Origin of the sequence: Kurthia sp. 11kri321 (genome assembly GCF_001534765.1) — a bacterium.
GTDB classification, from domain to species: domain Bacteria; phylum Bacillota; class Bacilli; order Bacillales_A; family Planococcaceae; genus Kurthia; species Kurthia gibsonii.
In genome coordinates, this window is the sequence record NZ_CP013217.1 from 1,331,492 (window position 1) to 1,357,280 (window position 25,789).

The 25,789-nt window shown below is 36.2% G+C and carries 24 protein-coding genes; 10 read left to right on the forward strand and 14 right to left on the reverse strand.

The genetic code is table 11. From position 1 onward, the window contains the following. Positions 1-511: 511 nt before the first annotated feature. Complete coding sequence (locus ASO14_RS06860; RefSeq protein ID WP_068453255.1) at positions 512-979, reverse strand: hypothetical protein; 468 nt, start codon at positions 977-979, stop codon at positions 512-514. Positions 980-1,101: 122 nt separating this feature from the next. Between ASO14_RS06860 and ASO14_RS06865 the strand changes: the two genes are divergently transcribed. Together ASO14_RS06865 and ASO14_RS06870 are read left to right on the forward strand one after the other, a co-directional pair. Beyond that, the gene (locus ASO14_RS06865; RefSeq protein ID WP_068453257.1) at positions 1,102-2,244 is read left to right on the forward strand and encodes an exonuclease SbcCD subunit D; all 1,143 of its coding nucleotides are present in this window, start codon (positions 1,102-1,104) and stop codon (positions 2,242-2,244) included. Next, a complete protein-coding gene (locus ASO14_RS06870; RefSeq protein ID WP_068453259.1) occupies positions 2,244-5,315 on the forward strand; it encodes an AAA family ATPase in 3,072 nt (1,023 codons plus the stop codon). Before ASO14_RS06865 ends, ASO14_RS06870 begins: the two co-directional genes overlap by 1 nt. A gap of 57 nt (positions 5,316-5,372) precedes the next feature. Here the strand turns inward: ASO14_RS06870 and ASO14_RS06875 are convergent, their stop codons facing one another. Beyond that, positions 5,373-5,600 carry a hypothetical protein gene (locus ASO14_RS06875; RefSeq protein WP_068453261.1) on the reverse strand — a complete coding sequence of 76 codons (228 nt, stop codon included), beginning with the start codon at positions 5,598-5,600 and terminating at the stop codon, positions 5,373-5,375. 112 nt (positions 5,601-5,712) lie between these two features. Between ASO14_RS06875 and ASO14_RS06880 the strand changes: the two genes are divergently transcribed. Next, entirely contained in the window at positions 5,713-5,958 is a 246-nt protein-coding gene (locus ASO14_RS06880; protein ID WP_082701406.1) for a hypothetical protein, read from the forward strand. Positions 5,959-6,067: 109 nt separating this feature from the next. On the opposite strand, the gene ASO14_RS06885 is transcribed toward ASO14_RS06880, so the two are convergent. Next, entirely contained in the window at positions 6,068-6,796 is a 729-nt protein-coding gene (locus tag ASO14_RS06885; protein WP_068453263.1) for a MerR family transcriptional regulator, read from the reverse strand. Between the two features lie 144 nt (positions 6,797-6,940). Here ASO14_RS06885 and ASO14_RS06890 point away from each other — a divergent pair, with 144 nt between their 5' ends. Continuing rightward, positions 6,941-7,579 carry a DUF1269 domain-containing protein gene (locus ASO14_RS06890; protein WP_068453265.1) on the forward strand — a complete coding sequence of 213 codons (639 nt, stop codon included), beginning with the start codon at positions 6,941-6,943 and terminating at the stop codon, positions 7,577-7,579. Positions 7,580-7,622: 43 nt separating this feature from the next. On the opposite strand, the gene ASO14_RS06895 is transcribed toward ASO14_RS06890, so the two are convergent. The 3 genes from ASO14_RS06895 to ASO14_RS06905 all read right to left on the reverse strand — a co-directional run bounded on the left by ASO14_RS06895 (position 7,623) and on the right by ASO14_RS06905 (position 9,698). Continuing rightward, positions 7,623-8,333, reverse strand: coding sequence for a metallophosphoesterase (locus tag ASO14_RS06895; protein ID WP_068453267.1), 711 nt, complete (start codon positions 8,331-8,333; stop codon positions 7,623-7,625). Positions 8,334-8,399: 66 nt separating this feature from the next. Continuing rightward, positions 8,400-8,885: a DUF1572 family protein gene (locus ASO14_RS06900; RefSeq protein ID WP_068453269.1), complete on the reverse strand. Its 486-nt coding sequence runs from the start codon at positions 8,883-8,885 to the stop codon at positions 8,400-8,402. 42 nt (positions 8,886-8,927) lie between these two features. Continuing rightward, positions 8,928-9,698, reverse strand: coding sequence for a sulfite exporter TauE/SafE family protein (locus tag ASO14_RS06905; protein WP_068453271.1), 771 nt, complete (start codon positions 9,696-9,698; stop codon positions 8,928-8,930). A 94-nt stretch (positions 9,699-9,792) separates the two neighbouring features. Between ASO14_RS06905 and ASO14_RS06910 the strand changes: the two genes are divergently transcribed. Then, complete coding sequence (locus tag ASO14_RS06910) at positions 9,793-10,581, forward strand: TrmB family transcriptional regulator (RefSeq protein ID WP_068453273.1); 789 nt, start codon at positions 9,793-9,795, stop codon at positions 10,579-10,581. A 116-nt stretch (positions 10,582-10,697) separates the two neighbouring features. Further along, the gene (locus ASO14_RS06915) at positions 10,698-11,108 is read left to right on the forward strand and encodes a YhfM domain-containing protein (protein WP_068453275.1); all 411 of its coding nucleotides are present in this window, start codon (positions 10,698-10,700) and stop codon (positions 11,106-11,108) included. A gap of 85 nt (positions 11,109-11,193) precedes the next feature. Here ASO14_RS06915 and ASO14_RS15005 read toward each other — a convergent pair whose 3' ends face one another. The 7 genes from ASO14_RS15005 to ASO14_RS06945 all read right to left on the reverse strand — a co-directional run bounded on the left by ASO14_RS15005 (position 11,194) and on the right by ASO14_RS06945 (position 19,190). Then, on the reverse strand, positions 11,194-11,349 hold the full coding sequence (locus tag ASO14_RS15005) for a hypothetical protein (RefSeq protein WP_156422350.1): 156 nt from the start codon (positions 11,347-11,349) through the stop codon (positions 11,194-11,196). 42 nt (positions 11,350-11,391) lie between these two features. Beyond that, positions 11,392-13,365, reverse strand: a complete 1,974-nt coding sequence (locus ASO14_RS06920; protein WP_068453276.1) for an FtsX-like permease family protein — start codon at positions 13,363-13,365, stop codon at positions 11,392-11,394. Continuing rightward, a complete protein-coding gene (locus ASO14_RS06925) occupies positions 13,355-14,116 on the reverse strand; it encodes an ABC transporter ATP-binding protein (protein ID WP_068453277.1) in 762 nt (253 codons plus the stop codon). Before ASO14_RS06925 ends, ASO14_RS06920 begins: the two co-directional genes overlap by 11 nt. Before the next feature lie 80 nt (positions 14,117-14,196). After that, a complete protein-coding gene (locus ASO14_RS06930; RefSeq protein ID WP_068453278.1) occupies positions 14,197-15,180 on the reverse strand; it encodes a sensor histidine kinase in 984 nt (327 codons plus the stop codon). Continuing rightward, the gene (locus ASO14_RS06935; RefSeq protein WP_068453279.1) at positions 15,177-15,875 is read right to left on the reverse strand and encodes a response regulator transcription factor; all 699 of its coding nucleotides are present in this window, start codon (positions 15,873-15,875) and stop codon (positions 15,177-15,179) included. Before ASO14_RS06935 ends, ASO14_RS06930 begins: the two co-directional genes overlap by 4 nt. Before the next feature lie 4 nt (positions 15,876-15,879). Beyond that, entirely contained in the window at positions 15,880-16,578 is a 699-nt protein-coding gene (locus tag ASO14_RS06940) for a response regulator transcription factor (protein WP_068457337.1), read from the reverse strand. Further along, complete coding sequence (locus ASO14_RS06945; protein WP_068453281.1) at positions 16,578-19,190, reverse strand: sensor histidine kinase; 2,613 nt, start codon at positions 19,188-19,190, stop codon at positions 16,578-16,580. The genes ASO14_RS06940 and ASO14_RS06945 overlap by 1 nt, the downstream gene beginning before the upstream one ends. Positions 19,191-19,455: 265 nt before the next feature. On the opposite strand from ASO14_RS06945, the gene ASO14_RS15320 reads away from it, so the two are divergent. Genes ASO14_RS15320 through kdpC form a run of 4 tightly spaced genes read left to right on the forward strand, consistent with a single transcriptional unit; the run spans position 19,456 to position 23,907 of the window. Further along, positions 19,456-19,530 (forward strand): potassium-transporting ATPase subunit F, encoded by a 75-nt coding sequence (locus ASO14_RS15320; RefSeq protein ID WP_368634018.1) that lies wholly within the window; start codon positions 19,456-19,458, stop codon positions 19,528-19,530. Between the two features lie 12 nt (positions 19,531-19,542). Then, entirely contained in the window at positions 19,543-21,243 is a 1,701-nt protein-coding gene (gene kdpA, locus ASO14_RS06950) for a potassium-transporting ATPase subunit KdpA (RefSeq protein WP_068453284.1), read from the forward strand. Positions 21,244-21,255: 12 nt separating this feature from the next. Beyond that, positions 21,256-23,292 carry a potassium-transporting ATPase subunit KdpB gene (gene kdpB / locus ASO14_RS06955; protein ID WP_068453286.1) on the forward strand — a complete coding sequence of 679 codons (2,037 nt, stop codon included), beginning with the start codon at positions 21,256-21,258 and terminating at the stop codon, positions 23,290-23,292. Positions 23,293-23,304: 12 nt separating this feature from the next. Further along, a complete protein-coding gene (kdpC, locus tag ASO14_RS06960) occupies positions 23,305-23,907 on the forward strand; it encodes a potassium-transporting ATPase subunit KdpC (RefSeq protein ID WP_068453288.1) in 603 nt (200 codons plus the stop codon). Positions 23,908-24,006: 99 nt separating this feature from the next. On the opposite strand, the gene ASO14_RS06965 is transcribed toward kdpC, so the two are convergent. Further along, positions 24,007-25,701 carry a methyl-accepting chemotaxis protein gene (locus ASO14_RS06965; RefSeq protein ID WP_068453290.1) on the reverse strand — a complete coding sequence of 565 codons (1,695 nt, stop codon included), beginning with the start codon at positions 25,699-25,701 and terminating at the stop codon, positions 24,007-24,009. Positions 25,702-25,789 lie beyond the last annotated feature (88 nt).

Consider the following 25,789-nt stretch of genomic DNA (forward strand, 5'->3'; position numbering starts at 1 on the left):
TTTGAAAGGGACAAAATTGCGCGTGAAAGGGAATCGCCGCCGATGAAAGGGACAAAATTGCGCGCGAAAGGGAATCGCCGCCGATGAAAGGGACAAAACCGTGCGCGAAAGGGAATCGTCGCCGATGAAAGGGAAATGTCGCATTTGAAAGGGACAAAACTGCGCACGAAAGGGAAGCGCCGCCGATGAAAGGGACAAAACCGCGCGCGAAAGGGAATCGCCGCCGATGAAAGGGACAAAATCGCGCGCGAAAGGGAAGCGCCGCCGATGAAAGGGACAAAACTGCGCGCGAAAGGGAATCATCGCCGTTTAAAGGGAAACAGGGCATTATTAGCTTTCCGTTTAGAGAAGCGTGCGTGCTGTTAATTCGTACAATAAGATCAACCTTTTTTCTTAGAAAAAAGGTTGGATAACATTTACAACAAAAAACTGAAGCCGCACTACAGTGCGATTCCAGTTTTTATGCTCATACGAAAGGTTGTTCTTACGCGTATATCCCATTCTATTTGTATTAATTCATCTCTAATTGATTTAATAGATTCGTTAATTTATTTAAACTTTGCTTTAATTCTTCGCGTTGTTTTGGTCGCTTATTCGTTGCAACATCGACAACTGCTTCAATTTTTTCGTTATTTTTTAAATAGATTTGGTACGTCACATAGCCTACGTGATTTTTGAATAATTTTTCGATTTTTTCTGCATCGAGTTGTACATGATCGCGTGTTTTTTCAAATACGATGGTTTCATCTGCTGTTGCTTCAATGCGTTCTACGTCTTGTAAGTTGAACTGATGATTGTGAATGCGACTAATAAATTCATTATCTGTTGTAACGTAAAAATCAAGGTTTCCATTTTGATGATAGAAAGCCAACTTAATATTTGATACAGGTTTTGCTGTTTGGTCTGCACGTTTAATAATGAAGAACACAAGCAAAATAAGCAAAATTAAAGCCGAAAGAGCAAAAATGAATATGTACATAGAAAAAACCTCCATTATTCGTAATCTTTTACTTAGTATATAATAAAAAGAGAAAGAGATGTACAAAAAAATGCACAAACTACATGATAAACTAAATAAAAATAAAAAAAGGAGTGTTTTCTTTGAAAATTTTACACACAGCTGATTGGCATTTAGGTAAAACTGTGCAAGGAACATCCATGTTAGAAGATCAAAAATATATATTACAACAATTCCTTCGAGTAGTTGATGAACAACAACCCGATGCGATTATAATCGCAGGAGATTTATATGACCGTTCCGTACCGCCTGTAATAGCAGTTCAACTATTAGATGATGTCTTTGAGGAGATTGTAAAGAATCGTGAAATTCCTCTTTTAGCAATCGCAGGGAACCACGATAGTACGAGTCGTGTTGATTTTGGCTCGACTTTATTTAAAGAAAGTGGCTTATATGTAAAAGGAAAACTAGCAAAAGAAATGACACCCATTCGTTTAGAAGATGAACATGGAGCTGTTGATTTTTATCTGATTCCATTTGCTGACCCACAAGAAGTTCGCTATGTATTTGAAAAAGAGGATGTACATACGAATCAGCAAGCAATGGAAACAATTATGGAAGCAATTCAGCCTACAACAAATCGTTCAGTTTGCATCGCCCATGCTTTCGTTACAAAGAATGGTGAACAACAGGAGAATCCAGATGAAGGAGAGCGCCCATTATCAATTGGTGGTTCAGAATGTATTGATGCGAGTTTATTTGAAAAATTCAACTATACGGCACTGGGTCACTTACATCAAGCGCATTTTGTTGCCCATGAAAAAATACGCTATAGTGGTTCACCGCTTAAATATAGTGTATCTGAAGCAACCCATCAAAAAGGTGTTCTCATGCTGGAGTTAGACGCTAAAGGGAATGTAGCGATTGAAAAGATTCCTTTAGAACCGATTCGTGACTTACGACGAATCGAAGGATTTATGGAAGATTTATTAAAGTTAGCTGCAAGTGAAGATTATGTGTATGTGACATTACTAGATGAAGCACCAATTCTTTCACCAATGGAGAAAATTCGTACGGTCTTTCCGAATGCGATGCATATTGAACGCCCTATTATAAAAGGGGCATTAGAAGTAGCACCTGTTGAAAATAAGCGAGCGATGGATACGGAAACCTTATTCCATTCCTTCTACACTGAAATTACAGGTTCAGAGCCGAATGAAGCGATGACTCAGTTATTTCAAGAATTAGTAGAAGAAGAACTGCGTAAAGAAAGAGAGGCAGAATAATGAAGCCAATTCGTTTAAGTATGACTGCATTTGGTCCATATAAAGAGAAAGAAACTATTGATTTTACGAAACTACAAGGTAATCAAATTTTCGTCATTTCAGGTGCGACAGGCGCAGGGAAAACAACGATTTTTGATGGGATTTGTTTTGCACTCTATGGAAGTGTAAGTGGTGAAGAGCGTGAAAATGCGAAAACACATCGTAGTAATTTTGCGGCAGATGATACGCATACAGCGATTGAATTAGTGTTTGAAATGAAGGGGAAGACTTATCGTATTTTACGCCAATTAGCCCATGTAAAAGCAGGAAATAAGACAGCTACAGGTGAGAAAACGGAATTTGTTGAGATAACAGATGAGGGTGAGATTCCTGTACTTGATTCGCATCGTGTACGTGATTTGAACGATCGTTTAGAGGAGATTATTGGCTTAACAAAAGAACAATTTAAACAGATTGTTATGTTACCGCAAGGGGAATTTCGTAAACTATTAACGTCCGATTCACGCAATAAGGAGCAAATCCTGCGTAAAATCTTTAAAACAGAACATTTTGAAGAAATGACAAAACGCTTAAAAGATAAAAAAACAGAAGCTGAAAAGCAATTACTTGCGTTAGAAACAGAGCGTGCAACATTTATTCGTCAAATAAAAGAAACATTACCAGAAGCGGATCGCCCACTATTTCATGTATTTGCAAAAGAGTATCAATCATCTGTACAAATCATTGAAGGGTTACAACATGAACAAGTGTACTATGAGGCAGAAGAAAAGAAAGTACAAACCGTTCATGCAGAGAAACAACAGCTATTTACAGAGAAACAACAGATGGTACATGCGGCAGAGCAGTTTAACCTAACATTAGAGGAATATCAAAAAGTAGCAGCGAAGTATAAAGAGCTTTTACAACGCGAAGCGGAAATAGAGTCGATTCAACAGCAGTTGAAACAAGCGGAGCGAGCAGAGCATATTATTCCGTATGAGCAAGCTTTTCGTGAACAACGAAAACGAACGGAACAATTAACAGAGCGTGTTGCGTTTGCAAAACAACAATTACAACAAGCGATTGAAAAAAGAAATGTAGCAAAAGAAGCACAGGCGAATATAGAACAGCAATTGCCTCTTTATGAAAAACAAAAAGAACAATTACGTGAATGGCAACGTATTTTACCATTTTACGAAGCGGTTAATCAATTAGAACAGCAGTATAAAGAACAGCAACATCAATTAGCGAAAGCAACAACAAACAAAGAACAATATGATATCCAATTACAACAAGCAATCACGCGAGTAAAGCAAGCAGAGGAACAGTATGATGTATTGATGAAGCAGTTGATTGACGAAACAGCTTACTACGAACAGTTAACACAGCTAAAGCAAGTAGAACAACTATTATCTGCACAGCGAGAGCAGCGCCATAAACTAAAAGAGTTAACAACACAACATGACATGGCCAGTACGCAGTTACAAGAGCAAAATACAAAACTACATCAAGTAGAAGAACAATGGCTTGCTAATCAAGCGTATGTCTTAGCAGAACAACTAGTTGTAGGCGAAATTTGTCCCGTATGTGGAAATACAGTGAAAGAAAAGATACAACAAACACAAACAGGGAAAATCACGAAAGAAATCGTTGAGCAAGCTAAAATAACACAACAACAAGCAGAGCAAAAAGCACGTCAGATTCAAACACAAGTAGATATTTTAAATAGCGATATGCAAAAAACGGCGGAGGCATTACAACAAGTAACGGTTGCATATGATGAAGCAACAAATGTTGAAACAATTCAAAAACTTGAACAAACTCTTAATAAGAATAACCAACAAAAAATACAGGCGCAGGAATTACAACAACAGTTAACGCAATTCCGCAAACAAGTGGAGCAATTACGTGAACAACAGCAAGTATGTTTACAACAAGTAAATCAATTCCAAATGACCGTTCATACAACAGAGCTACAATTACAGGACAAAAAGCAACAATTACCCGTGGCATTTGCGACGAAACAACAAGTTGATGAAGCGATTCATGAAATTACACAGCAAGTAGCGCTATATGAGCAACAAACAAAACAAGTTAATGAAGCATATGAAGTAGCGATGCAACAACATACAACGCAAGAAGCAAATGTGCAAAATATGAAGCAACAGCATGTAGAAGCACAGGAGCAGCTATCACAATTGCAACAACAACTACAAGAAAAAGTATTAGCAGCAGGCTTCCAAGACGGAAAAGAATATACAGCCGCACGTTTAGAAACAGCTCAAATGAATGCACTTCAAGAACGAATTACACAGTATGAAAAAGAACGCTATGCGACGGAAGAATATTTAGAAAAACAACAACATTTAGCACAGGCAGAGAAGAAGAATGTTGAGGTGCTAAAAGAAGAACTACTTACTATAAAAGAACAAGTCGATTTATACGTGAAGCAACTTCATCAAATTGAAAGCTATCGCCAATCTATTACTCGCTTTATTCGTTATTTAGAACAGGCGCAAGAGAAGTCAGCGCAATTAGAAGAACGAGCAAGTCAAATTATTCAACTATATGACTTAATGGCGGGGAAAAATGCACAAAAAATTTCGTTTGAGCGTTATTTGCAAATTGAATATTTAGAGCAAATTATACAAGCGGCGAATGAACGATTAGTGCCATTAACCAATGGACAGTATCGCCTGCTTCGTAGTGAGCGCGTCGATTCGAATGGTAAGCAATCTGGTTTGAGTTTAGATGTATATGATGCTTATACAGGTCAAGAACGTGATGTTAAAACATTATCAGGTGGCGAACAATTTAATGCATCTCTTTGTTTAGCACTAGGTATGAGTGATATCATTCAAAGTTTCCGAGGGAATGTCCAAATGGATACGATGTTTGTAGATGAAGGCTTTGGTACATTAGATGAAGAAGCACTTTCAAAAGCAATTGATACATTAGTCGATTTACAAAAAACGGGGCGTATGATTGGGATTATTTCGCACGTTGCAGAATTAAAAGAAACGGTTCCAGCCACACTTGAAGTTCGTAAGACAAAAGAAGGATACAGTCATACAACGTGGAATATAAAATAGCCATTTAATATACTGTATACAAAAAGAATCGCTCAATGAGTGGGCGATTCTTTTATATTAAGCATCAAATATATTGTTTGGTTGTACTACTTCACGTGCAATGGCAATCGCGCCATTTTTACGTAAATGAAGAATCGCTTCATCACTTGCATTTAAAATCTTATCGATGTAGTAATCTTGTTTCGCAGGATCGATGCCCATTCCTTTAAACTCATCTCGAAATGCATACGTATAGACACTTTTTTCTTGTTCTGTTAATTGAATATCGTTCTTTGAACCTTCCATAATCTAACATCCTTTTGTATAATAGAGTTAGTTTTATTATAACGTGTTCTGAATCATAGTGAAACTTAATTGCGAGTCATTCGTATAAAATAGAAAAAGGGTGTGATTCAATATGATGTGGGTAATGATTATTATCGTGGCTTGTGTAGCAATCGGTAGTGATGTCTATGTCAAGCGTTTAAAATTTAAAGAACGCACAATGAAAATAGAGCAGCAAATGCTTGATAAACAGTTAAAGCTGGAGCATGTAAAGAATGAAAACTTTAAACTTGAAACAGAGCGTTTACGTTTAGAGTTACAACAAGATTTACAAAAATCACCATCAAAAACAGAACTACTTGGTTTAAAAGAAGATTGAATTTTCATGAGAAAGAGACTGTAAGTGTAAAAATATAGCATAAGAAAAACTGGAATCGCGCTGTGGCGTGGTTCCAGTTTTTTCGTTGCGAACGCTAAAAAAGTTTTGTTTATTTAAATTGTTGCATTGCTTCACTCATAAATTGTGTTAACCCTTCACCATACACATCAATCTGTGACTTAAAACGAGGGTCTTGTACATATAGCTGACCTAAACCGCGAAACGCCTCTTTTGAATAGTTCCCAAAATATTGATTTAAAAAGTAATAGAACTCTTTCATCGCTTGTTGAACAGTCGGAGAGTCAATAACTTCATGGCGAATCGCTGCTAGGCGCGTCCATTGTTGTTGCCACTTTTCTTGTAAGGCTTCATCATTGAATTGTGCAATCTGTTCTTTGGATTGATTGACTGCTTCGTCTCCCCATTTTTCACGTGCTTCTTGTTCATATGGATTCTTTTTAAAATCTAATCCATTAAATTTTTCTTCATTTGTCATATGAATACCTCCTTCTTTTGCTTCAATCGTTTGCTGAATCGTTTGCGCCATACGTTCAAACTGTTTTATTTTTTCTTCGACTAATTGTTTTTGAAAATATAAAGCTTCGAGTTGATTGTACGCGTCTTGTGTCATCATCTGTTGAATTTGCTTGAGTGAAAATCCAAGTGTTCGAAAAAATAAAATTTGTTGTAATCGATCAACAGCATCATCGTTATAAAGTCGATAACCTGCATCATTTTCAGTTGTAGGTGGCAATAAACCAATAGCGTCGTAGTGATGAAGAGTACGAACAGATACACCGACTAAATCAGCTAATTGTTTGATTTTATAAATTATCATCATCTCCTTTCTAAAACCACTATAAAGTCTAACGTAAAAGTCAATATATATATCGAAAGTGACGTGTATTTTTGGTATGAAAGGGTATAAAAGGAGAGAGTTGTAAGAACGCTCGGTTAATATAAAAAGTGAGGAGAGATTAGAGTGGAAAATATTGTTGTTAGTTATAATAAGGTAGAGAGTGAAGCATATCAAACATTTACACAATTAAAGCAACGTGAAGGTGTTATTGGGAGTACAACGATTTCCAATGCAATTTTAATTAAGCGCAATGGTGTACAGCTTCAAACATTAGATGATTATATGACATCGAATGAAAATGCATTAAAAGGTAGCTTAATTGGTACTTTGATTGGTATTTTAGGAGGTCCAATTGGCATGTTGCTCGGTTTAGGAGTAGGTGCAATTGTTGGCTCGATTTCAGAAATGGATGAGATGGAAACGGACTCATCATTAATTGGGGCGATGACATCACGTTTAGAAGATGGAGATGTAGCCATTATCGCGCTCGTACAAGAAACAGATGAAAAGTTCTTAGATGAACTACTAAATGAGCATGAAACACGTATTGTTCGATATGATGCAGCTTTAATAACTGAAGAAGTTGAACATGCACAACAATTACAAAAAGATATGGAAAAGCAAACACGTCAAAAATTATCAGCAGAGCGTTCAGAAGAGCGTAAAGCAAAGGTAGCTGCGTATAAAGAAAAAATTAAGAGTCAATTTGAACATTTAAAGAAAAATAAAAAGCATAAAGATGATTCACAGTCAGAAGCATAAAAGAAAAGCAAGTGTCGTTAATTTTCATGACACTTGCTTTTTATTATGAAAATTTTGGTGTTTTGACTTCAAATACTTGTTGAATTTGTCCATGTTCATCGAGTAACACACCATTCAACTGTCCACCGAATACAGCGCCACCGTCAATCCCTATGTAGCTTTTTTGTTCATTCGTCCAAATAGAATGCTTTTCAGCCTCATGTATGTAATGCGTTGGTGTATGGCCAAATACATTCACATAGGGCGTTTGATTTTGCTTTTTAAAATGTTCTCGAATCCAGATGAATTCATCTTCTGTTGTATGTTGGAAATCTGCAAAGTCACTATTAAAGCCTGCATGCGTGAATAACACTTTTCCAAATATAAGAAAGTAGCGACTATTTCGTAAAAATGTAATCTCTTTTGCATAATGTTCTTTTAAGTAATTGGCAACTTGCGCACGCGACCAATTCGTAAAATCGACTGAAATAAGTGATTGTAATGTCACGTCGCCGCCATTACGTAAAAAGCGTTCGGGCTTTTCTTTTAAATCAATATAATCTAAAAACATCTGATCATGATTTCCTCGAATAAGACGTACATTATATTGTGTTGAAAGTTCATATGCTCTTTCTAATACATGACGTGAACCCATACCACGGTCCATTAAATCCCCTAAAAGAATGAGTGGCATTTCGTGATCCCATTTTTTAAGTAGTGTTTCAAAAGCATCATCCATCCCATGAATATCACTCATTACAAAACATGTCTTCAATTCTGTCATCCCCTTTTGTGAAAATAGAAGAAAATGAGGCTACAAGAACCTCATTTTCATAATTGTTTATTTTTTCTTTGGAATCGATTGTGTTTGCCAATCTTCCTGTAATTGCATTTTTGCAACATACATCATTTGCGCGATATGCCCAGCATAATGCACAAGTTGTGTCATTAAAGCAGCCATCGCGGGTGTTTCTTTCCCTTTTACCGAAACCATTTGGAGTAAGTCTTCTTGTGAAAGTGCATGAACAGTTTCGTAAAAAATCGCCCATGCGTCTTCCCATTCTTGCATAAGTTCTTCTTTTGAAAGTCTGTGATGAGTGAATTCTGCATCCCGATCACGCGACGGTTTTTCACCGTCTGTTGTGAGGAAATCAGTACTACGTGAGCGCATATTACCAGCGATATGTTGAACGAGTACAGCGATACTGTTTGACTCTGAATCAGGTGCGAAATACAATTGTTCTTCCGTTAATTGCACAAGTGTACCATCACCTTGTTTTTTAATTTTATCCATTTCTTGTAACATTGCTTTTAAAAAAATACTCATGTTGACCAGCTCCTTATGATGTCAGTATAACAAAACTTCCGTTTATTTAAAAAAGTAATCATATGTATTTTTAGCTAATAATACGACGGTTACAATAATGAAAAGAACACGAACATAGCCAGAGCCTTGACGAATAGCAAAGCGAGAACCAACAATCGCACCGAATACTTGAGCAATCGCCATCGGAATACCGTAAGTATAATTAATTTGACCGAGAAAAGCGAACATGAACAGTGCAGCAAGATTACTCCCGAAGTTCATCAGTTTTGCATTACCCGCAGCTTTTAAAAAGTCATGCCCCATTGTTAAAAAGGCGAAGATTAAGAAAGAACCAGTCCCAGGACCTAAGAAACCATCATAATAACCAATTAAAAATAAGATGATGACGAATGTAAACATTTTTTGTTTGGAATGTTGCGCGATTTTTTCCATTGTACCCCAATCTTTTTTGAAAATGGTGTAAACGAGAACGAGCGCCAACATAATGAGCATTAAAGGTTTTAAAAGTTCTGGATTCATTAAATGAACGGAGAAAGCACCAAGTAACCCACCAAAGAATGTCAGTGGGAAGTATTTTAATCCGGCTTTAATGTCGAGCTTCCCAGAACGATAGAATGTAATGGTAGAAGTAAGAGAACCGACCATGCCAGCGAGTTTATTCGTCGCGACAGAAGTAGCAGGACTTAATCCTAAATACATGAGTGCAGGTAAACCGATTAAACCGCCACCGCCAACAACTGAGTCGATAAAGGCAGCGGCGAAACCTGCGATGAGTAGCATAAGTAGTAGTTGTGGATCTAAATCAAATGGCATAAAAATAAGTCCTTTCATTAGTTACTATCACAATAGTAACTAATTATGGTATACTTGTAAATAAAGAATTCAGAAAAAAGAGAGGAGTGGCAATATGCAGAGAATTATTGAGATTTTAAAGCAAAGAGGTTATACAGAATACGAATCGAAAGCGTATTTAGCGCTCATTCAAAATGGCGATGTGACGGCGTATCAAATTAGTAAAGATTCAGGAATTCCACGCGCGCGTATCTATGATGTGTTGAATAGTCTTGTTGAAAAAGGAATCGTATCAAAACAAGAAGCAACGGATAAAGTCCGTTATCAAGCATTGCCTGTCGAGGTATTTTTACAAAAGACAGCAACAAGTTGGCAACATGAATTTACACAACTATCGGATACATTAAAAGAATTGGAAGAAAAAAAGCAACAAGAAAAACCGACCGTTCTTCATTTACAAGAAGAAGAAGCGATTCTCAGTTACTGTCGTACGTTAATTGGACAAGCAAAGGAGAAAATTTTAATTTCGCTGTGGGATGATGTTTACGAGTTATTACGTCCTGTATTAGAAGAAGCAGCGAAAAAAGTAACGGTGCATGGCATTACGCTACATGTAGAAAATGGTTTACCGACAATTGACCGTCACCGCGCGACCTATTTTACAGAGAAGCCAACAGCGAGTCGCTGGTTTATTGTATCGGTTGATAGTACACATATGATTTATGGCCCTTCACTAAAAGAGCGACCACTTGCCTTTTATACAGATGACCCTATACACATTCGTTTATTAGAAGATTACATATGGCATGATGTCCTCGTAAACCGTTTAGTACACCGTAGTCAAGATACACTAGAAGAGTGGGTGAAAGAACAGCGCGCAGCATTTTTCCTACAAGGATACTGAACACGTAGAAAATTTGCCTCTATAAAAAATGGTATATTAATAACAATAATACCTATTAATGGTATTATAGTGAGGGTATTAAAATACGCGTTCTTTTTGAAAGGGGATTGCCATCCATGAAGGGTACATATGGTAAAAAATCGTGTTCAAAGATTCTTTTGTTACTTTCTATTTTGAGTGTTTTCATGATATTAAGTGCTTGTAGTAATAAGCTAGGTGAAGTAAAACAAGTCGATGTGTATAAAATGGAGAGTTTTGATCAAGTTCAAAAAAATTCTGTCGTTACGTTTAAATCAGATGAAGAAATAAAAGCTTTTGAACAGGCTTTTACGCATTTACAAAAGCAAAAGGGAAAAGTCGATATAATGGACCCTGAATATAAAGTGGAGCTAGGAGATAAAAGCTACTTTATGTGGTTAAATCAAGAGAAAGTAGCTGTTATGGATACAGAAGATACAGAGACTTTATATCTTTTAACAGAGGATTATTCAAAGCGTATAAAGAAGATCATGGATTCAACTAAATAATGTGCTTGTCCCTTTTATTTTAAAAATAAGAGGGACTTTTTTGTGAAAATAGAAAAAAAGAGCCTGAAAAGACTCTTTTTATAGGCTAGATGTCCATATTAAACTTACGTAACATCTCCATTAATTTTTCTTTTTCTTTTAAATATTGTTCTTCTGTGACAGTTTTGTCTTCTAGCATTTTTGCTAACTCTGCTAGCTTGCGCATAAGCATCATGCGATCTAATTCATTCATTTGTGCCATCTATGCCGACTCCTTTAAACATAATCCTCTACAGTGTACTATTTAAAGGGCTTGTCGCACAACATTTTTATAATACTGTGTCGTTAAAAGGGCGAAAATAGAATAGAGTAAAATATAAATTCCCATCGTCATAAAGAGTGGTGTATAAAGTTCTGTACCAAAGAACATCCATCCGGATTTGACCGCAAAGTAACTGTGCAATAGACCAATTACGAGTGGAATACCAAAATTAAATAGTTGCTTCATATAGATGCCACGCATAATCTCTTGTTCAGAGAAGCCGATTTTTCGCATCGTTGTAAACGAAGTTCGTTCTTCATCTGCTTCTGACATTTGTTTAAAGTATAAAATACTACCAGATGTAAATAAGAAAGCAAGACCGATAAAACCAGCAATAAAAATAACAAGCCCCATCTGTTCTTGTAGTGCCTTAATTAAAATGGCTTTTGGTTTTGGATGCAGTTCTTGTTTTTTCGATTTGAATGTGCCATCATTTGTAGTTTTAAAGTAAAGCTCTGTAGCCTGTTTGATGTCCTGTTCTGGAACTGTATAGCCTGTGAATGAATGCCAAGCGGTCATTTTTTGAACTTTTTTATTTTCTTGTAGCTGCTTAAATAATGCATCTGAAACAACGACTGCTGGAACGCCCGATGTTAAATACGAAGGGACAATTGCTTGCTTTTCAATTGTTTTGACTTCTAAATTTTTTGTAAGACCAGGGAGTAACACTTGAATGGTACGCCCGCTTTCAAGTGGAATAATACTCGCCATCATTTGACTATAGCCTGTTAAATAAGCTTCATCATCTGTTATGTTAATGGAAGGGAATACTTTTTTAGCGTCAGAGAATGCGACAACTTGTGTTTTGTTTGAAATGTTTTCAAGTGCATCATCTGTAGGTTTTTCTTTTAATAAATTTTGTGTGTCGATATCGGCACTTACAATCTGGAACGTTTGCTTTTTAAAATCAATCTGTTCCTTTTTTAATTGCTGTTCAAAAGAACCTTGATTGTTGAATGTAACAAAGTCATACGATGAATTTTGATTCGCTGTAGCATGTACGCCATAATAAGCGATTGAGCCGAGTGACAAAATGCCAAGTGCAAGTGCGGTTAAAATCGTAATAAGTGATAGCGAAAGTGAACTTGAACGAATACGGTGAATAATTGGTGTTACTGCTACAACATCTGTGATATTAAGATGTCCTTTTTTACTCGAGCGGATGACGTTGAATAAAAAAGAAACAGAGTAACGGAAAAATAAAAATGTTCCAATGATAACAGAGAATAAAATAATTGCCATCGCAATAAATAAGTCATTCAATGTAATCGTATTTTTTACTTCAAATAAAATGCTCGAACGGTAATAGCCGAAACCAATCAATACAATGCCAAGTAGTCCGAGAACGAGCTGATAAGGCGCGATTTTTTTGATTTGTTGTTCGGACTTACTTTCAGCTTGGAAAAGATCTAATAGCTTTGAACGGGCGATCAGCCACATTGTTTGTAATAAGATAAAACCAAAAATAATCGCAAAAACAACAAGTGTTTGTACTAGTGCATCTGTCGAAAAGTACATTTCCACAAAATCATCGCTACCGATGACTTTTAAAAAGGCCATTGTGAAAAAACGTGAGAAGAAATAGCCAATTAACACGCCAAGACTAACTGCGGATGTGAAAAGAATAAAGTTTTCAATACAAATCATGCTATTAATTTTTGATTTTGGCATACCAATGAGTTGATATAAGCCAATTTCACGACTGCGACGCTTCATAAATAGGTGGTTGGCATAAAAAACAAAGACAGCCACAATGATGATTAAAATAATCGAACCTACTTGGAAAGCAGCTCCCGCTTTTAAATCGGCGTTTCGCATATGTGTGACATCATCATTTGACGAAATCGTTGTGAATGAAAAGTAAAGTGTAGCACTAAAAATTAAAGCGAAGAAATAAAGATAATAGTGACGAATATTTTTTCGCATACTTCGAAAGACAAGCGTATTAAAGCTCACGTAAATCACCGCCTAATACAGCTTGTGTATTCATAATCTGTGCAAAAAACTGTTTATGTGTTTGATCCCCTTTATATAATTCCGTATAGATTGAACCATCTTTTAAAAAGAGTACACGATTACAATAGCTTGCGGCTACAGGGTCATGTGTGACCATCATAATTGTTACACGATAGGCTTTGTTTAATGCTTCTAAACTTTCAAGTAGAGATGTTGCAGATTTTGAATCAAGTGCGCCTGTTGGTTCATCTCCAAAAATAATCGATGGTTTCATAATTAATGCACGTGCAGCAGCTGTTCTTTGTTTTTGACCACCTGAAATTTCATTTGGGTATTTATTTTTTAACTCTTCAATCCCAAGTTGTTTCATCAGTGTCACACAGCGAGACTCTGCTTCGTCTTTTTTAATTTTATTCACAGCGAGCGGTAGTAGAATATTTTCTTTAACCGTCAATGTGTCTAAGAGGTTGTAATCTTGAAAGATAAACCCCATCTCTGTTCGACGCAATTGTGCTAATTTTTTCGACGATTGCTCATGTAACGCATGTCCATTAATTTCGACAATGCCGCTAGTCGGTGTATCAATCGAGCATAAAACATTCAATAATGTCGTTTTGCCAGAACCCGACGCGCCCATAATCCCCACAAACTCACTAGCTTGTACATCTAAATCAATCCCTTTTAATACTTGTTGTACGTTTTGTTTTTTACCATAACTTTTTGTTAGTTTACGTGCTTTTACAAGATCCATTGTATATTGCCTCCTTCAAGTCTTATATTCATCTTAAAGCGAATCGATGTGACAATCGTTCGTTTTACGTGACATTTTTGTCATATTGCTTGAAGGTCGACAAATGTATTCGGGTGAGGGAAATATAAGCGAACGGTTGTCCCTTGTTTGACAGTTGAATCTACTTGTAGTTGGATTTTTAGTTTACGCGCGATATTCTGTGCTAAATAAAGACCCATCCCTGTAGCCGCCTGCTGTTTACGTCCGTAACCTCCTGTGAAGCCACGTTGAAAAACACGTGGTAGATCATGTTGTTCAATCCCGACACCTGTATCTTGAACGGCTAAAAATGTATGCCCATCTTGTGATGTCCCGCTGTAAATATGGATAGATTGACCAACGTGACTATATTTAATCGCATTCGATAAAATTTGACGCAAAATAAAACGTAACCATTTTGCATCACTGTAGATGGAAGTAGAGAAGTCGTCTAAATTAATTTCAAGCTCTTTTTCTAAAAACCAGCTTCGTAGCTGTTTGATTTCTTCTATTACAAGTGGACGGAGAGAGACCTCTTGTAAAATTAAATCTTGTTCTAGGCTTTCCATGCGTAATGTATGTAATGTTTGATCTAATAAAAAATGCAAGCGATGCCACTCTAAATCAATTTGCTGTTTTGCAGGGGACGGGGGGAGTGCATCAATCATGAGCTTTTGCGCAGTTAACGGTGTTTTCATCTCATGAATCCAACGTATTTGTTCATCAGCCTGTTCTTGAAACTTCGTGAATAATTGATTTTCAGCTTGTTTTAATTCTACACGTAACCGCTCATATTCTTTTTCATAAAGCCCCATAACAGAAGAAGCATGATAAGAAGAAAAGGCCTGTTTTTTTAATTGTTTTCGCCACCATAGGGCATAAATACTTACAACCACTACTACAATAAATAATGATGTTCCATTCAAATAAATAACAGAAACAGTCTGTAAGCCTGTATCTAATATAAATAAAAGATTCATCCAAAGAAATAAAACAAATAATAATAAAAACCAGATGAGATGATCTTTGAAAAATAGTTTCATCATGTTGCCAGGTTTCCTTTCGTCACTGCTACATAACCTAACCCCTTTTTCGTTTCAATGACATCATCTAAACCGATGTCACTTAATTTATGGCGTAAACGGTTCACGTTTACGGTTAATGTATTGTCATTGACGAAGCGCTCATCATCCCACAATCGACGCATTAAATCGTCTCTTGAAACAATTTCATCCGGTTTTTCTAGTAATACTTTTAAAATAAATTGCTCATTTTTCGTCAGTTCGACTTGTCGGTGATTGCGTAGGAGAACGCTTCTTGCATAATCAATTTGAATGCCATTCCATTGATGTACCGTTTCTTTTTCAACCTTTGTATACTCATAAGTTCTTCTTAAAAGTGCTTGGATTTTAGAGAGTAATACATCCATGTGAAAAGGTTTTTGTACATAATCATCTGCTCCTAATTGCATCGCCATAATGGAATCCATTGGTTGGTCGCGCGAAGATAAAAAGATAATTGGAATTTTCGACTCTGCGCGTATTTCTCGACACCAATGAAAGCCATCGTATGCGGGTAATTGAATATCAATAATAACGAGAGCTGGATCTACACTACGCACCTCCTTCATAATTTGTTGAAAATCGTTTGCGATAGTGGTCTGTAAACCCCAATGCTGAAAATGCTGTTGAATTTGTGTGGCGATGGCTTCATCGTCTTCAATTAAAAAAATGCGTTGCATCTCTTTACTCGCTCCTTTCATCTACATGAATCATACGATAACCTACACGAATATGCGTTTGAATTAACTTAACATGTGGGTTCTCCAATTTTTTTCGAAGAGTTGTCATAAATACACGAAGATTTGGTAAATCTGTTTCTAAAGCATCTTGCCAAATGGACTTTAACAGAAAATTGTGTGTGAGAACTTTTCCAACATGCTTACTAAAGGTCTCTAATAAAATATATTCATTAGGCGTTAAATGAATTTCTTCCTCATATAAAAAGACGCGATTAGCATCATAATGAATGGTTAATGGGCCATTTTGAAAAGTCGGCTGTTCTTGTACATGTAGCGGATGTTGTACTCGGCGAAGTGCTACACGAATACGCGCTAATAATTCATCCATACTAAATGGTTTTGTCACATAATCATCTGCTCCAGCATCCAATACTTGGATTTTATCGTGTTCTTCACCTCTAGCACTAACAACGATGATGGGAATAGAAGACCATTGACGCGTTTTAGTGATAATTTCCTGTCCATCCATGTCAGGAAGTCCTAAATCTAAAATCATCAATATAGGCTTTGATGTAAGGAGTTTTTCATAAGCTTCTTTACCAGAGCGCGCATGTTCAAAAGGGTAGTGCTGTAATTCAAGTGCCATTTGTATAAAATGCGTAATAGCAGGATCATCTTCTACGATTAAAATAGGTTGTGTCATCATATACCGCTTCCTTTCTCTAAAGAAAATGTGAAAATAGCGCCATGTGGAATCGCATCTTTTACGTGCAATTCACTTTGATGAATCTGTAAAATATTTTGACAAAGTGATAAACCAATCCCTAAACCACGTTTTGCATCATGTTGTTTTAAGTGATAAAAAGTAGTGGGGTGGAAAAGAGCCTCTTTTATATTGGGAGAAACACCTTGCCCATCGTCACGTACTTCAATCCAAATCAATCCGTTTTCTTTATAAGCTTTTAAGTAAATATGGCAATGTGGCTCGGTATGTTGAATGGCATTATCAAGTAAATTATAAATCACCTGTCTAATCAGGCGGACGTCCATTTTCGCACTTAAGTTTGGCTCTTGTATGTCAACCTGAATAGATCGCTCTGAATGTTTCGCAATTTGCTCTAAACAATCTTGAAAGATATCTTCAATTAATTCTTCATGTATATGCAATGATAACTGTCCATTTGAAATTTTAGAAGCCGCTAATAAATTTTCAACTAATTGAATGAGTCGATTCGCATTATAATCTAAATCTTCGTATAGAGTATATTTTTGTTCGTTTGTTAATTGTGTCCCAGCTGTTTTTAATAAAGAAGCATGCCCAGAAATACTAGTGAGTGGTGTTCTTAAATCATGTGAAATAGAACGTAATAAGTTCGACTGAATTTGTTCTAGTTCTTTTTCTTTTGCTACTTTCATATTTTCTTCTAGTAAATAGAACTGTTCGTATGAAAGCATAAGTTCATTTAAAATAGCATACATAATTTGTTTTTCAAACTTTGAAAAAGGTTGTTGTTGTTTAAATGTAATCGCTAGTACTACTTGTACTTCATCATGAAAAGAGAAGGGAACATAATATGCAAAAGCGTCTTTAAAAATATTCGTTGTCTGACCAGCGGCTTTTTGATTATAGATACACCATTGTACAATTGCTTGTTCATTTGAATTCATTAATTTTTTTTTCGCATGCTCATTTTGTTGTGTCGTTAAATGTGAGCAAGGGAAGTAAGCTGCATTTTGTATCTTTTTTTGTTCAATCGTATAAAGCATAATGGGTGCTTGCGTATTTTTAATCATTTCTTGACATCCAATGTTCATCAGTTCGTCCACATTTTTGGCACTTTGTAATGTACGGTTGGCATCTAATAATGTTTCGATTCGGTAACTATTATAAATCGCTGTTTGCTCTTGTTTGCGAATCTTTTTAGCTAAGCTACTTGTTAGAAGCCCTGCTAAAAACATAATAAAAAATGTCATGGGATAGTCTTTATGATAGGCTTCAAATGAAAAAATAGGTTGTGTAAAAAGAAAGTTGAATTCTAAAACAGCAATAGCAGAACTAATAATGTTCATAAGCCAACTAGTAGTCCAAATTGCTACGATTAATACACCTAAAATAAAGATGGTAATAATGTTAGATTCACTTAATCCGAGGTACTGAAAAAACATGCCGAGTAAAGCGACGCATGTAAAGATACAAATCATTTTAAGAAAGTCCAGCCATTGTAAGGAAAAATCAATTTCTTTTCTTTTTGACTTTTTTTGCGCATTTTCATAATCAGGTACAATGTATAAATCAATTGATGGTATGAAAGCATTGACAGCATCTGTTAATTTTCGTCTTGTAAACCATGTTGTTTTACCCATTGTTTTACCTAGAACGACTTTGGTTACACCACTTATTTTTGCATAATTCGCGATTGCAGCAGATGGATTATTTTCTCGTAATATAACGACTGTGCCTCCTAATTGTTCAGCTAATTCGATATTTTTCTGTAGTCGTTCTTGATCCTCTGCTTCAAGTTCATTCGAGTCATCCATTACATACACACAAGAAAATTCAGCATGCAGTGATTGAACAAGACGAGCTGCTGTGCGAATAACCTTTGCATTCGTAGGTGAGCTACTAATACCGACAAGAATATGTTCTTTTGCATGTTCGAGTGGAATCCTTTTATGCACACTATCAGCGATTCTGCGCAGTGCGATTTCACGTAATGCAATTAAGTGTGGTAAGGTGAAGAAATTTTGTAATGCTTGTTTAGCTCGCTCAGGCGCATATATTTTCCCGTCCTTTAGTCGTTGAATAAGTACACTTGGTTCTAAATCAACTAGTTGAATTTCATCGGCGCGGTCAATCATCCAATCGGGTACACGCTCATTTACAGGAATTCCTGTAATACTTTCGACTAGGTCATGCAAACTTTCAATATGTTGAATATTGATGGTTGTATATACATCAACCCCACGATTTAATAATTCCTCTATATCTCCAAAACGCTTTTCATGGCGTAATCCAGGTGTATTAGAATGAGCTAATTCATCAATGACGACACATTCTGGCATCCTTTCAATAATTGCATTCAAATGAAGTTCTTGAAATACGCGACCTTTATAATGAACATCGATTGTTTTGATACATTCCAAACCATCTATCAATCTCTTTGTTTCAGGTCGGTCATGCGGTTCTATATAACCAACAACGATGTCTTTTCCAAGTGCAAGTTGTTCATGTGTTTCTTTGAGCATGGCATATGTTTTTCCTACACCTGCTGCGTATCCTAAAAAAATTTTTAATTTCCCTCTTTTTTTATTCATTCGAATAACACCACCTTTTCCTCATTATAACCATTTTTTATGAAAAAAAAGCGAGCTCTTTACATCTTAATGCCATCTTAATATTTCTTGGCGAATCTAAATGTCACCTTAATTTTTTTTATTTTATAGTAGTTTTACACAAGAAAGAAGGTGACGGATATGTTAGAACTTTTCATGATTGCTCTAGTTTTCAGTAGTTTCGGCGTGTTATTTGCTTTTACACAATGGTGTAATCATAAGTCGAAAAATCAATAGGAGAAATAACATGCTAGAGTTGTTTATTGTATGTCTGTGTATATTTGTCTATTTATTTTATGCACTATTGTATCCAGAAAGATAGGGAGGATTTATGATGTTACAGATTGTGTTCGTTTTAATCATCTACATACCGCTCGTATTACTTGTCGGGCGGTATGTATATCAAGTAACAATGAATCAAAAAACAGTTTTTAATTCTTTTTTTCAGAAAATTGAAAATATACTTTATAAAATAACAGGTGTGAAGCAGCAAGAGATGACAGGGAAGCAATATGTCATTGCTTTACTATTAAGTAATGCTTGCATGATTATAGTGAGTTATCTCATACTTCGTCTTCAAAAATATGTATTTTTAAATCCGAACCAAATTGAGAATATGGAACCAACGCTTGCATTTAACACGGTCATTTCGTTTATGACGAATACGAATTTACAGCATTATAGTGGTGAATCAGCGATGAGTTATTTTGCACAAATGATTGTTATTACCTTCATGATGTTCACCTCTGCAGCTTCGGGCTACGCAGTATGTATGGCATTTTGTCGTCGCTTTATTGCAAAAACAGATCGAATCGGTAATTTTTACAAAGATTTCACACGAATCATCGTCCGTATTTTATTACCTTTTTCATTCGTTGTTGCACTTGCACTCGTATGGCAAGGCGTTCCGCAAACATTAGCACAAAACCAGACGATTACAACATTGGAAGGCAAGTCACAGGATCTTGCGTTAGGACCGATTGCTTCGATGGAATCTATTAAACATTTAGGTACGAATGGCGGTGGTTTTAATGGAGCTAATTCCTCTACACCATTTGAAAATCCAACAGCTCTAACGAACGTAATCGAAATATTATCGATGATGTTATTACCAGGTGCATGCGTTGTAGCATTTGGTTTGATGATTGCCTATCGAAAGCAACCACATAAGCACGTTGTCATTGGAAGGCAGGGCGCGGTGTTATTCACTGTAATGGGTGCTCTATTCTTAATTGGACTTACTGCAATTTATATAAGCGAAAAGGCTGGTAATCCACTCATTACAGCACTTGGCATCGATCAATCAAATGGCAGTATGGAAGGAAAAGAGATTCGTTTTGGAATTGAGCAATCTGCATTGTTTACAGAAGTCACAACAGCATTTACAACAGGGACGATTAATAATATGCATGATACATTAACGCCAATAGGAGGCATGGTTCCGCTATTTAATATGATGTTAAATGTCGTATTTGGTGGAAAAGGCGTGGGTCTTATGAATATGATGATGTACGTCCTATTAGCCATCTTCCTTGCTTGTTTAATGATTGGGCGTACACCGCAATTTTTAGGAAGAAAAATTGAAGCAAAGGAAATGAAGTTTATTGCCTTATGTATTTTAATTCATCCATTTATTATTTTAGGATTTTCTGCACTTGCTGTTTCAGCAGCAGGAGGTGTTGAAGGGATTACCAATCCAGGTGCGCATGGTTTATCACAAATTTTATATGAATATGCTTCATCAGCAGCAAATAATGGATCAGGATTTGAAGGGTTAGCAGATAATACGACATTTTGGAATGTCACGACTGGCTTAGCAATGTTCTTCGGACGGTATACGTCGATTATTTTACAATTAGCCATTGCGACACTAATCGCCAGAAAGCCTGAACAACCAGATTCAGTTGGTACTTTACAAACAGATACACCACTTTTCGGAACATTCTTATTCACAATTGTTCTTGTAGTAGGTGCATTAACATTCTTACCTGCACTAACATTAGGGCCCATTCAAGAGTTTTTAACGATACGTTAAGGAGTGAAGAAAATGACAACTATGCAAAAAGAACAGATTTTTTCTAAAAAATTTGTTTTGTCGGCTTGTTGGCAAGCATGCTTAAAGTTTAACCCCATGTACATGGTGAAGAATCCAGTGATGTTTGTAGTAGAGATTGGCTTTTTCGTAACAATTCTATTTACGCTGTTTCCACAAATGTTACATGATGATTCGCCGCGTCTATATAATGCAATCATCGCTATTATTTTAGGAATCACCATCTGGTTTGCGAATTTTGCAGAAGCGATGACACAAGGACGCGGAAAAGCGCAAGTCGAAACGTTAAAGAAAACGAAAACGTCGATGCGAGCGCGAATTATAAAGGAAGGAAAAGAACAATGGGTTGAAGCTTCTACATTGATGAAGGGAGACCGAGTGATTGTTCGAGCAGGAGAAGTCATTCCAAACGACGGAGAAGTGATTGAAGGTGTAGCAACAGTCGATGAATCAGCTATTACAGGTGAATCAGCACCTGTAGTAAAAGAAAGAGGAGGCGACTTTTCTTCGGTAACAGGTGGAACGATTGTCACAAGTGGTGAAATTATAATTGAAATTACTTCACTTCCAGGTGCTTCTTTTTTAGATCAAATGATTGCGTTAATTGAAGGGGCAAAAAGACAAAAGACACCAAATGAGATTGCTTTAAGTACATTATTAGTTAGTTTAACAATCATCTTTTTGCTTGTCGTCGTAACATTAAAGCCAATGGCAGATTACTTCGACTTAATGATTCCACTAGCGACTTTGATTGCATTAATGGTTTGTTTGATTCCAACGACAATAGGTGGCTTATTATCTGCGATTGGCATTGCAGGAATGGACCGTGTCACACAATTTAATGTGATTGCGAAAGACGGGCGAGCTGTAGAAGCCTGTGGTGATGTCGATGTCTTAATTTTAGATAAGACTGGAACGATTACATACGGCAATCGTATGGCTACATCTTTTCATACAGCGCAGACAGTAGAGTTACAAGATTTAATGGAAGCAGCTTATTATAGTTCACTAGCTGATGATACCCCAGAAGGTAAATCTATTTTAACGTTAATTGAACAAAAAGGTGTAGATATATCTCGAACAACTCAAACTTTTGAGGAAGTACCATTTACTGCACAAACACGTATGAGTGGAATCAATTTAGAGGACGGGACAACCTATCGAAAAGGCGCATTTGACACTGTGAAAAAATATGTAGGATCTTGTCCGAATGAGGTAGAAGCAGCTGTTCAAATGATTTCAAATAAGGGTGGAACACCACTTGTTGTTACAAAGAATAAAGAAATTTTAGGTGCTATCTATTTAAAAGATGTTGTAAAAGAGGGGCTAAAGGAGCGTTTTCAACTCTTACGAAAGATGGGCATTCAAACGATTATGTGTACAGGTGATAATCCATTGACGGCTGCTGCTATTGCAGAAGAAGCAGGTGTAGATTCATTCATTGCGGAAAGTAAGCCTGAAGATAAACTCGAAGTGATTCGAAAAGCACAGCGCGAAGGTAAAGTAGTCGCGATGACAGGCGATGGAACAAATGATGCACCTGCACTTGCACAAGCCAATGTAGGTGTGGCGATGAATTCAGGAACAAATGCTGCAAAAGAAGCAGCGAACATGGTGGATTTAGATTCAAATCCTACGAAAATCATTGAAATTGTACAAATTGGGAAACAGTTATTAATGACAAGAGGTGCTTTGACAACATTTAGTATTGCAAATGACGTAGCTAAGTACTTTGCGATTATTCCAGCTATCTTTTTAATAGGAATTCCAGGAATGCAAATGTTCAATTTAATGCATCTGTCTTCACCGATAAGTGCAGTTCTATCAGCCTTATTATTCAATGCGCTTATTATTCCATTACTGATTCCAATCGCAATGAAAGGTGTTCCGTATCGTCCGATGAGTGCAAACCGATTATTACGCAAGAATTTACTTATTTATGGAGTAGGTGGATTAGTTATCCCATTCATTGGTATTAAACTAATTGACGTAATCATTACACCTATTTTAAAAAGTTTAGGGTTATCATAGGAGGGCATGTCGATGTGGCAACAATTGAAAGTTGCATTACTTATTACAATCGTATGGATGGGGATTTGTGGCTTGGCATATCCACTTATAACGACAGGAGTCGCACAGATCGTCTTTAAAAATCAAGCGAACGGCAGTTTAATAGAAGAAAAGGGACAAGTAATTGGCTCAGCTTTAATCGGTCAAACATTTGAACAAGATCAATATTTTCAATCAAGACCGTCAGCTATTGCATATAATATTTATGAAAAAAATACAGAAAATAAAGAGGGCGTTCGCTCAGGTAGTGCAAACTATGCACCTTCCAACCCTGAATTGATGAAACGTATCGAACAAGATGTAGCGCAGTTTTTACAACAGCACCCAACCGTCGAAAAACAACAGATCCCTGCAGATTTACTGACTGCATCAGGATCTGGATTAGATCCACATATTTCGCTTAAAGCGGCGAAAATTCAATTAGATCGCTTGCATGAAACAACAGGCTTATCAATAGATGATTTGAAAAAAATTATCGAACAAGCTACAGATTCACGTTCATTAGGTATCTTTGGAGAAGAAAAAATGAATGTTTTAAAAGCTAATCAACAAATCTACCGTCAACTTAATTCTTAAATAGACATCATGAAAAATTGAGAGAATTCAAATTCGAAATAAAAAGACAGCAATCGCGTCATGATGCGATTGCTGCTTTTTTTATATTTGAATCTTATTTTATAACTTAAATTGACGTACTACTTGATTTAATTGTTGTGCCATTGTTGCCAGTTCATCAGCATTTGAAGAGATTTGTTCCATTGAACTTGTTGTTTGTTGAATCGTAGCTGTTGTTTCTTCTACCCCTGCAGCAGATTCTTCTGAGACAGATGAAATTTCATCGACTGCTACTTGAATTGTACGTGAAGATTGTTCAATGTCTTGTAAATCGTTCGAGATGCTTTTAACTCCTGTAGCCATTGAAGTCACAGCTTTATGGATTGTTTCGAATGTTTCACTCGTTGTTTGAATCTGTTCTGTGCCACGTACAACTTCGCCATAACCATGTTCTAAAGAAGTGGACACTAATGTTGTATTTGCTTGAATTTTTTCAACGATATTTGAAATATCCGTTACTGAACTTGATACTTGCTCTGCTAATTTTCTCACTTCATCTGCCACAACGGCAAATCCTTTACCAGCTTCACCTGCACGTGCCGCTTCAATTGCAGCATTGAGTGCAAGTAAGTTTGTTTGATCTGCAACCCCATTAATCACTTTCACAAGCATGGAGATTTGTTCTGATTCACGATTTAATTCTTGCATATTTTCAACTGCATGATTCATAATTTGATCAATTGTTTTCATTTGGTCTGTTGATTTTTCCATCAATTCAGCACCATTTGATGTGAAATCAAGTACTTGTGTAGAGTGATTATAAATTTCGTTTCCTTTGTCACTTGCAGTACGAATCACTTGTACGAAAGCATCTGTAGAAGAAGAGAGTTCTCCTGCATGCGATGCTTGTTCTTCTGTACCTTCAGCTAATTCTTGCATCGTTATAGAGATTTGATTTGAACCTTGTTTAATTTCATCGGCTGACTGTGCTAATGAATCACTATGACCTGCCACATTTTGTGCCACATCTTGCATAGAAGCAATGGTATGTTGTAATTTTTCTGTTAAGTCGTTTGAAGCATAACCTAATTGACCAATTTCATCACGGCGTGTAACAGATAATGTCTTTTCAGTTAAATCTCCAGAAGCAATCTTTTTCAGACGAGCAGTAATCGTAATGATTGGTTGTGAAATAACACGAGCAGAAAGCATAGAGATAACAATGGTTAAGAGAATAATAATAACTGCTAGAATAAATGTATATACTTCACCTTTTTTAGCGATTTTATAAAGTTCCTCACCATTTTTTGCCATAGCATCTGAACGTAAATCAGCTAATTCTTCAAAACCTTTTCGGATTTCTGTACCAGCTTCATCAACAGAAGTTAAATTTTTTGCAGCAGTTTTGACATCACCTTTTTCATATACAGCAAATACTTCATCTTGAATATATGTATACCAACTGTCTGTTTTGTCTACTAAGTCCTTTGCAATTTCTTTATCGCTAATTTGATTGATTGTGTGTTCATTCTCCATTCGCGACTTATTGTATTCTTCGAAAATATCTTTATATTTCGGATCATCAGACAAAATATAGCCGCGTGCAGCTGCAATTTGCACAGAGAAATTTGATGCAACGCGTTGATTTGCAATTTGTAGTTTTAAATCTTTTGATACCATAACATTCATACCATCTTGGACATTCTTAATTACGGTTAGGCTATAATACCCATAGCCTAAAAATAGAACTAAAACAATCGCAAAACTAAATAAAATGCGCATTTTGATTGTTTTAAAATTTAATAGCTTTTTCATTGTGGTTCCTCCTGACTGTTTATAAAAATAGTATAAAGGAATCATAAAAGTAATTCTATTGTTTTTTTGATAATATGAATAAAGTTTC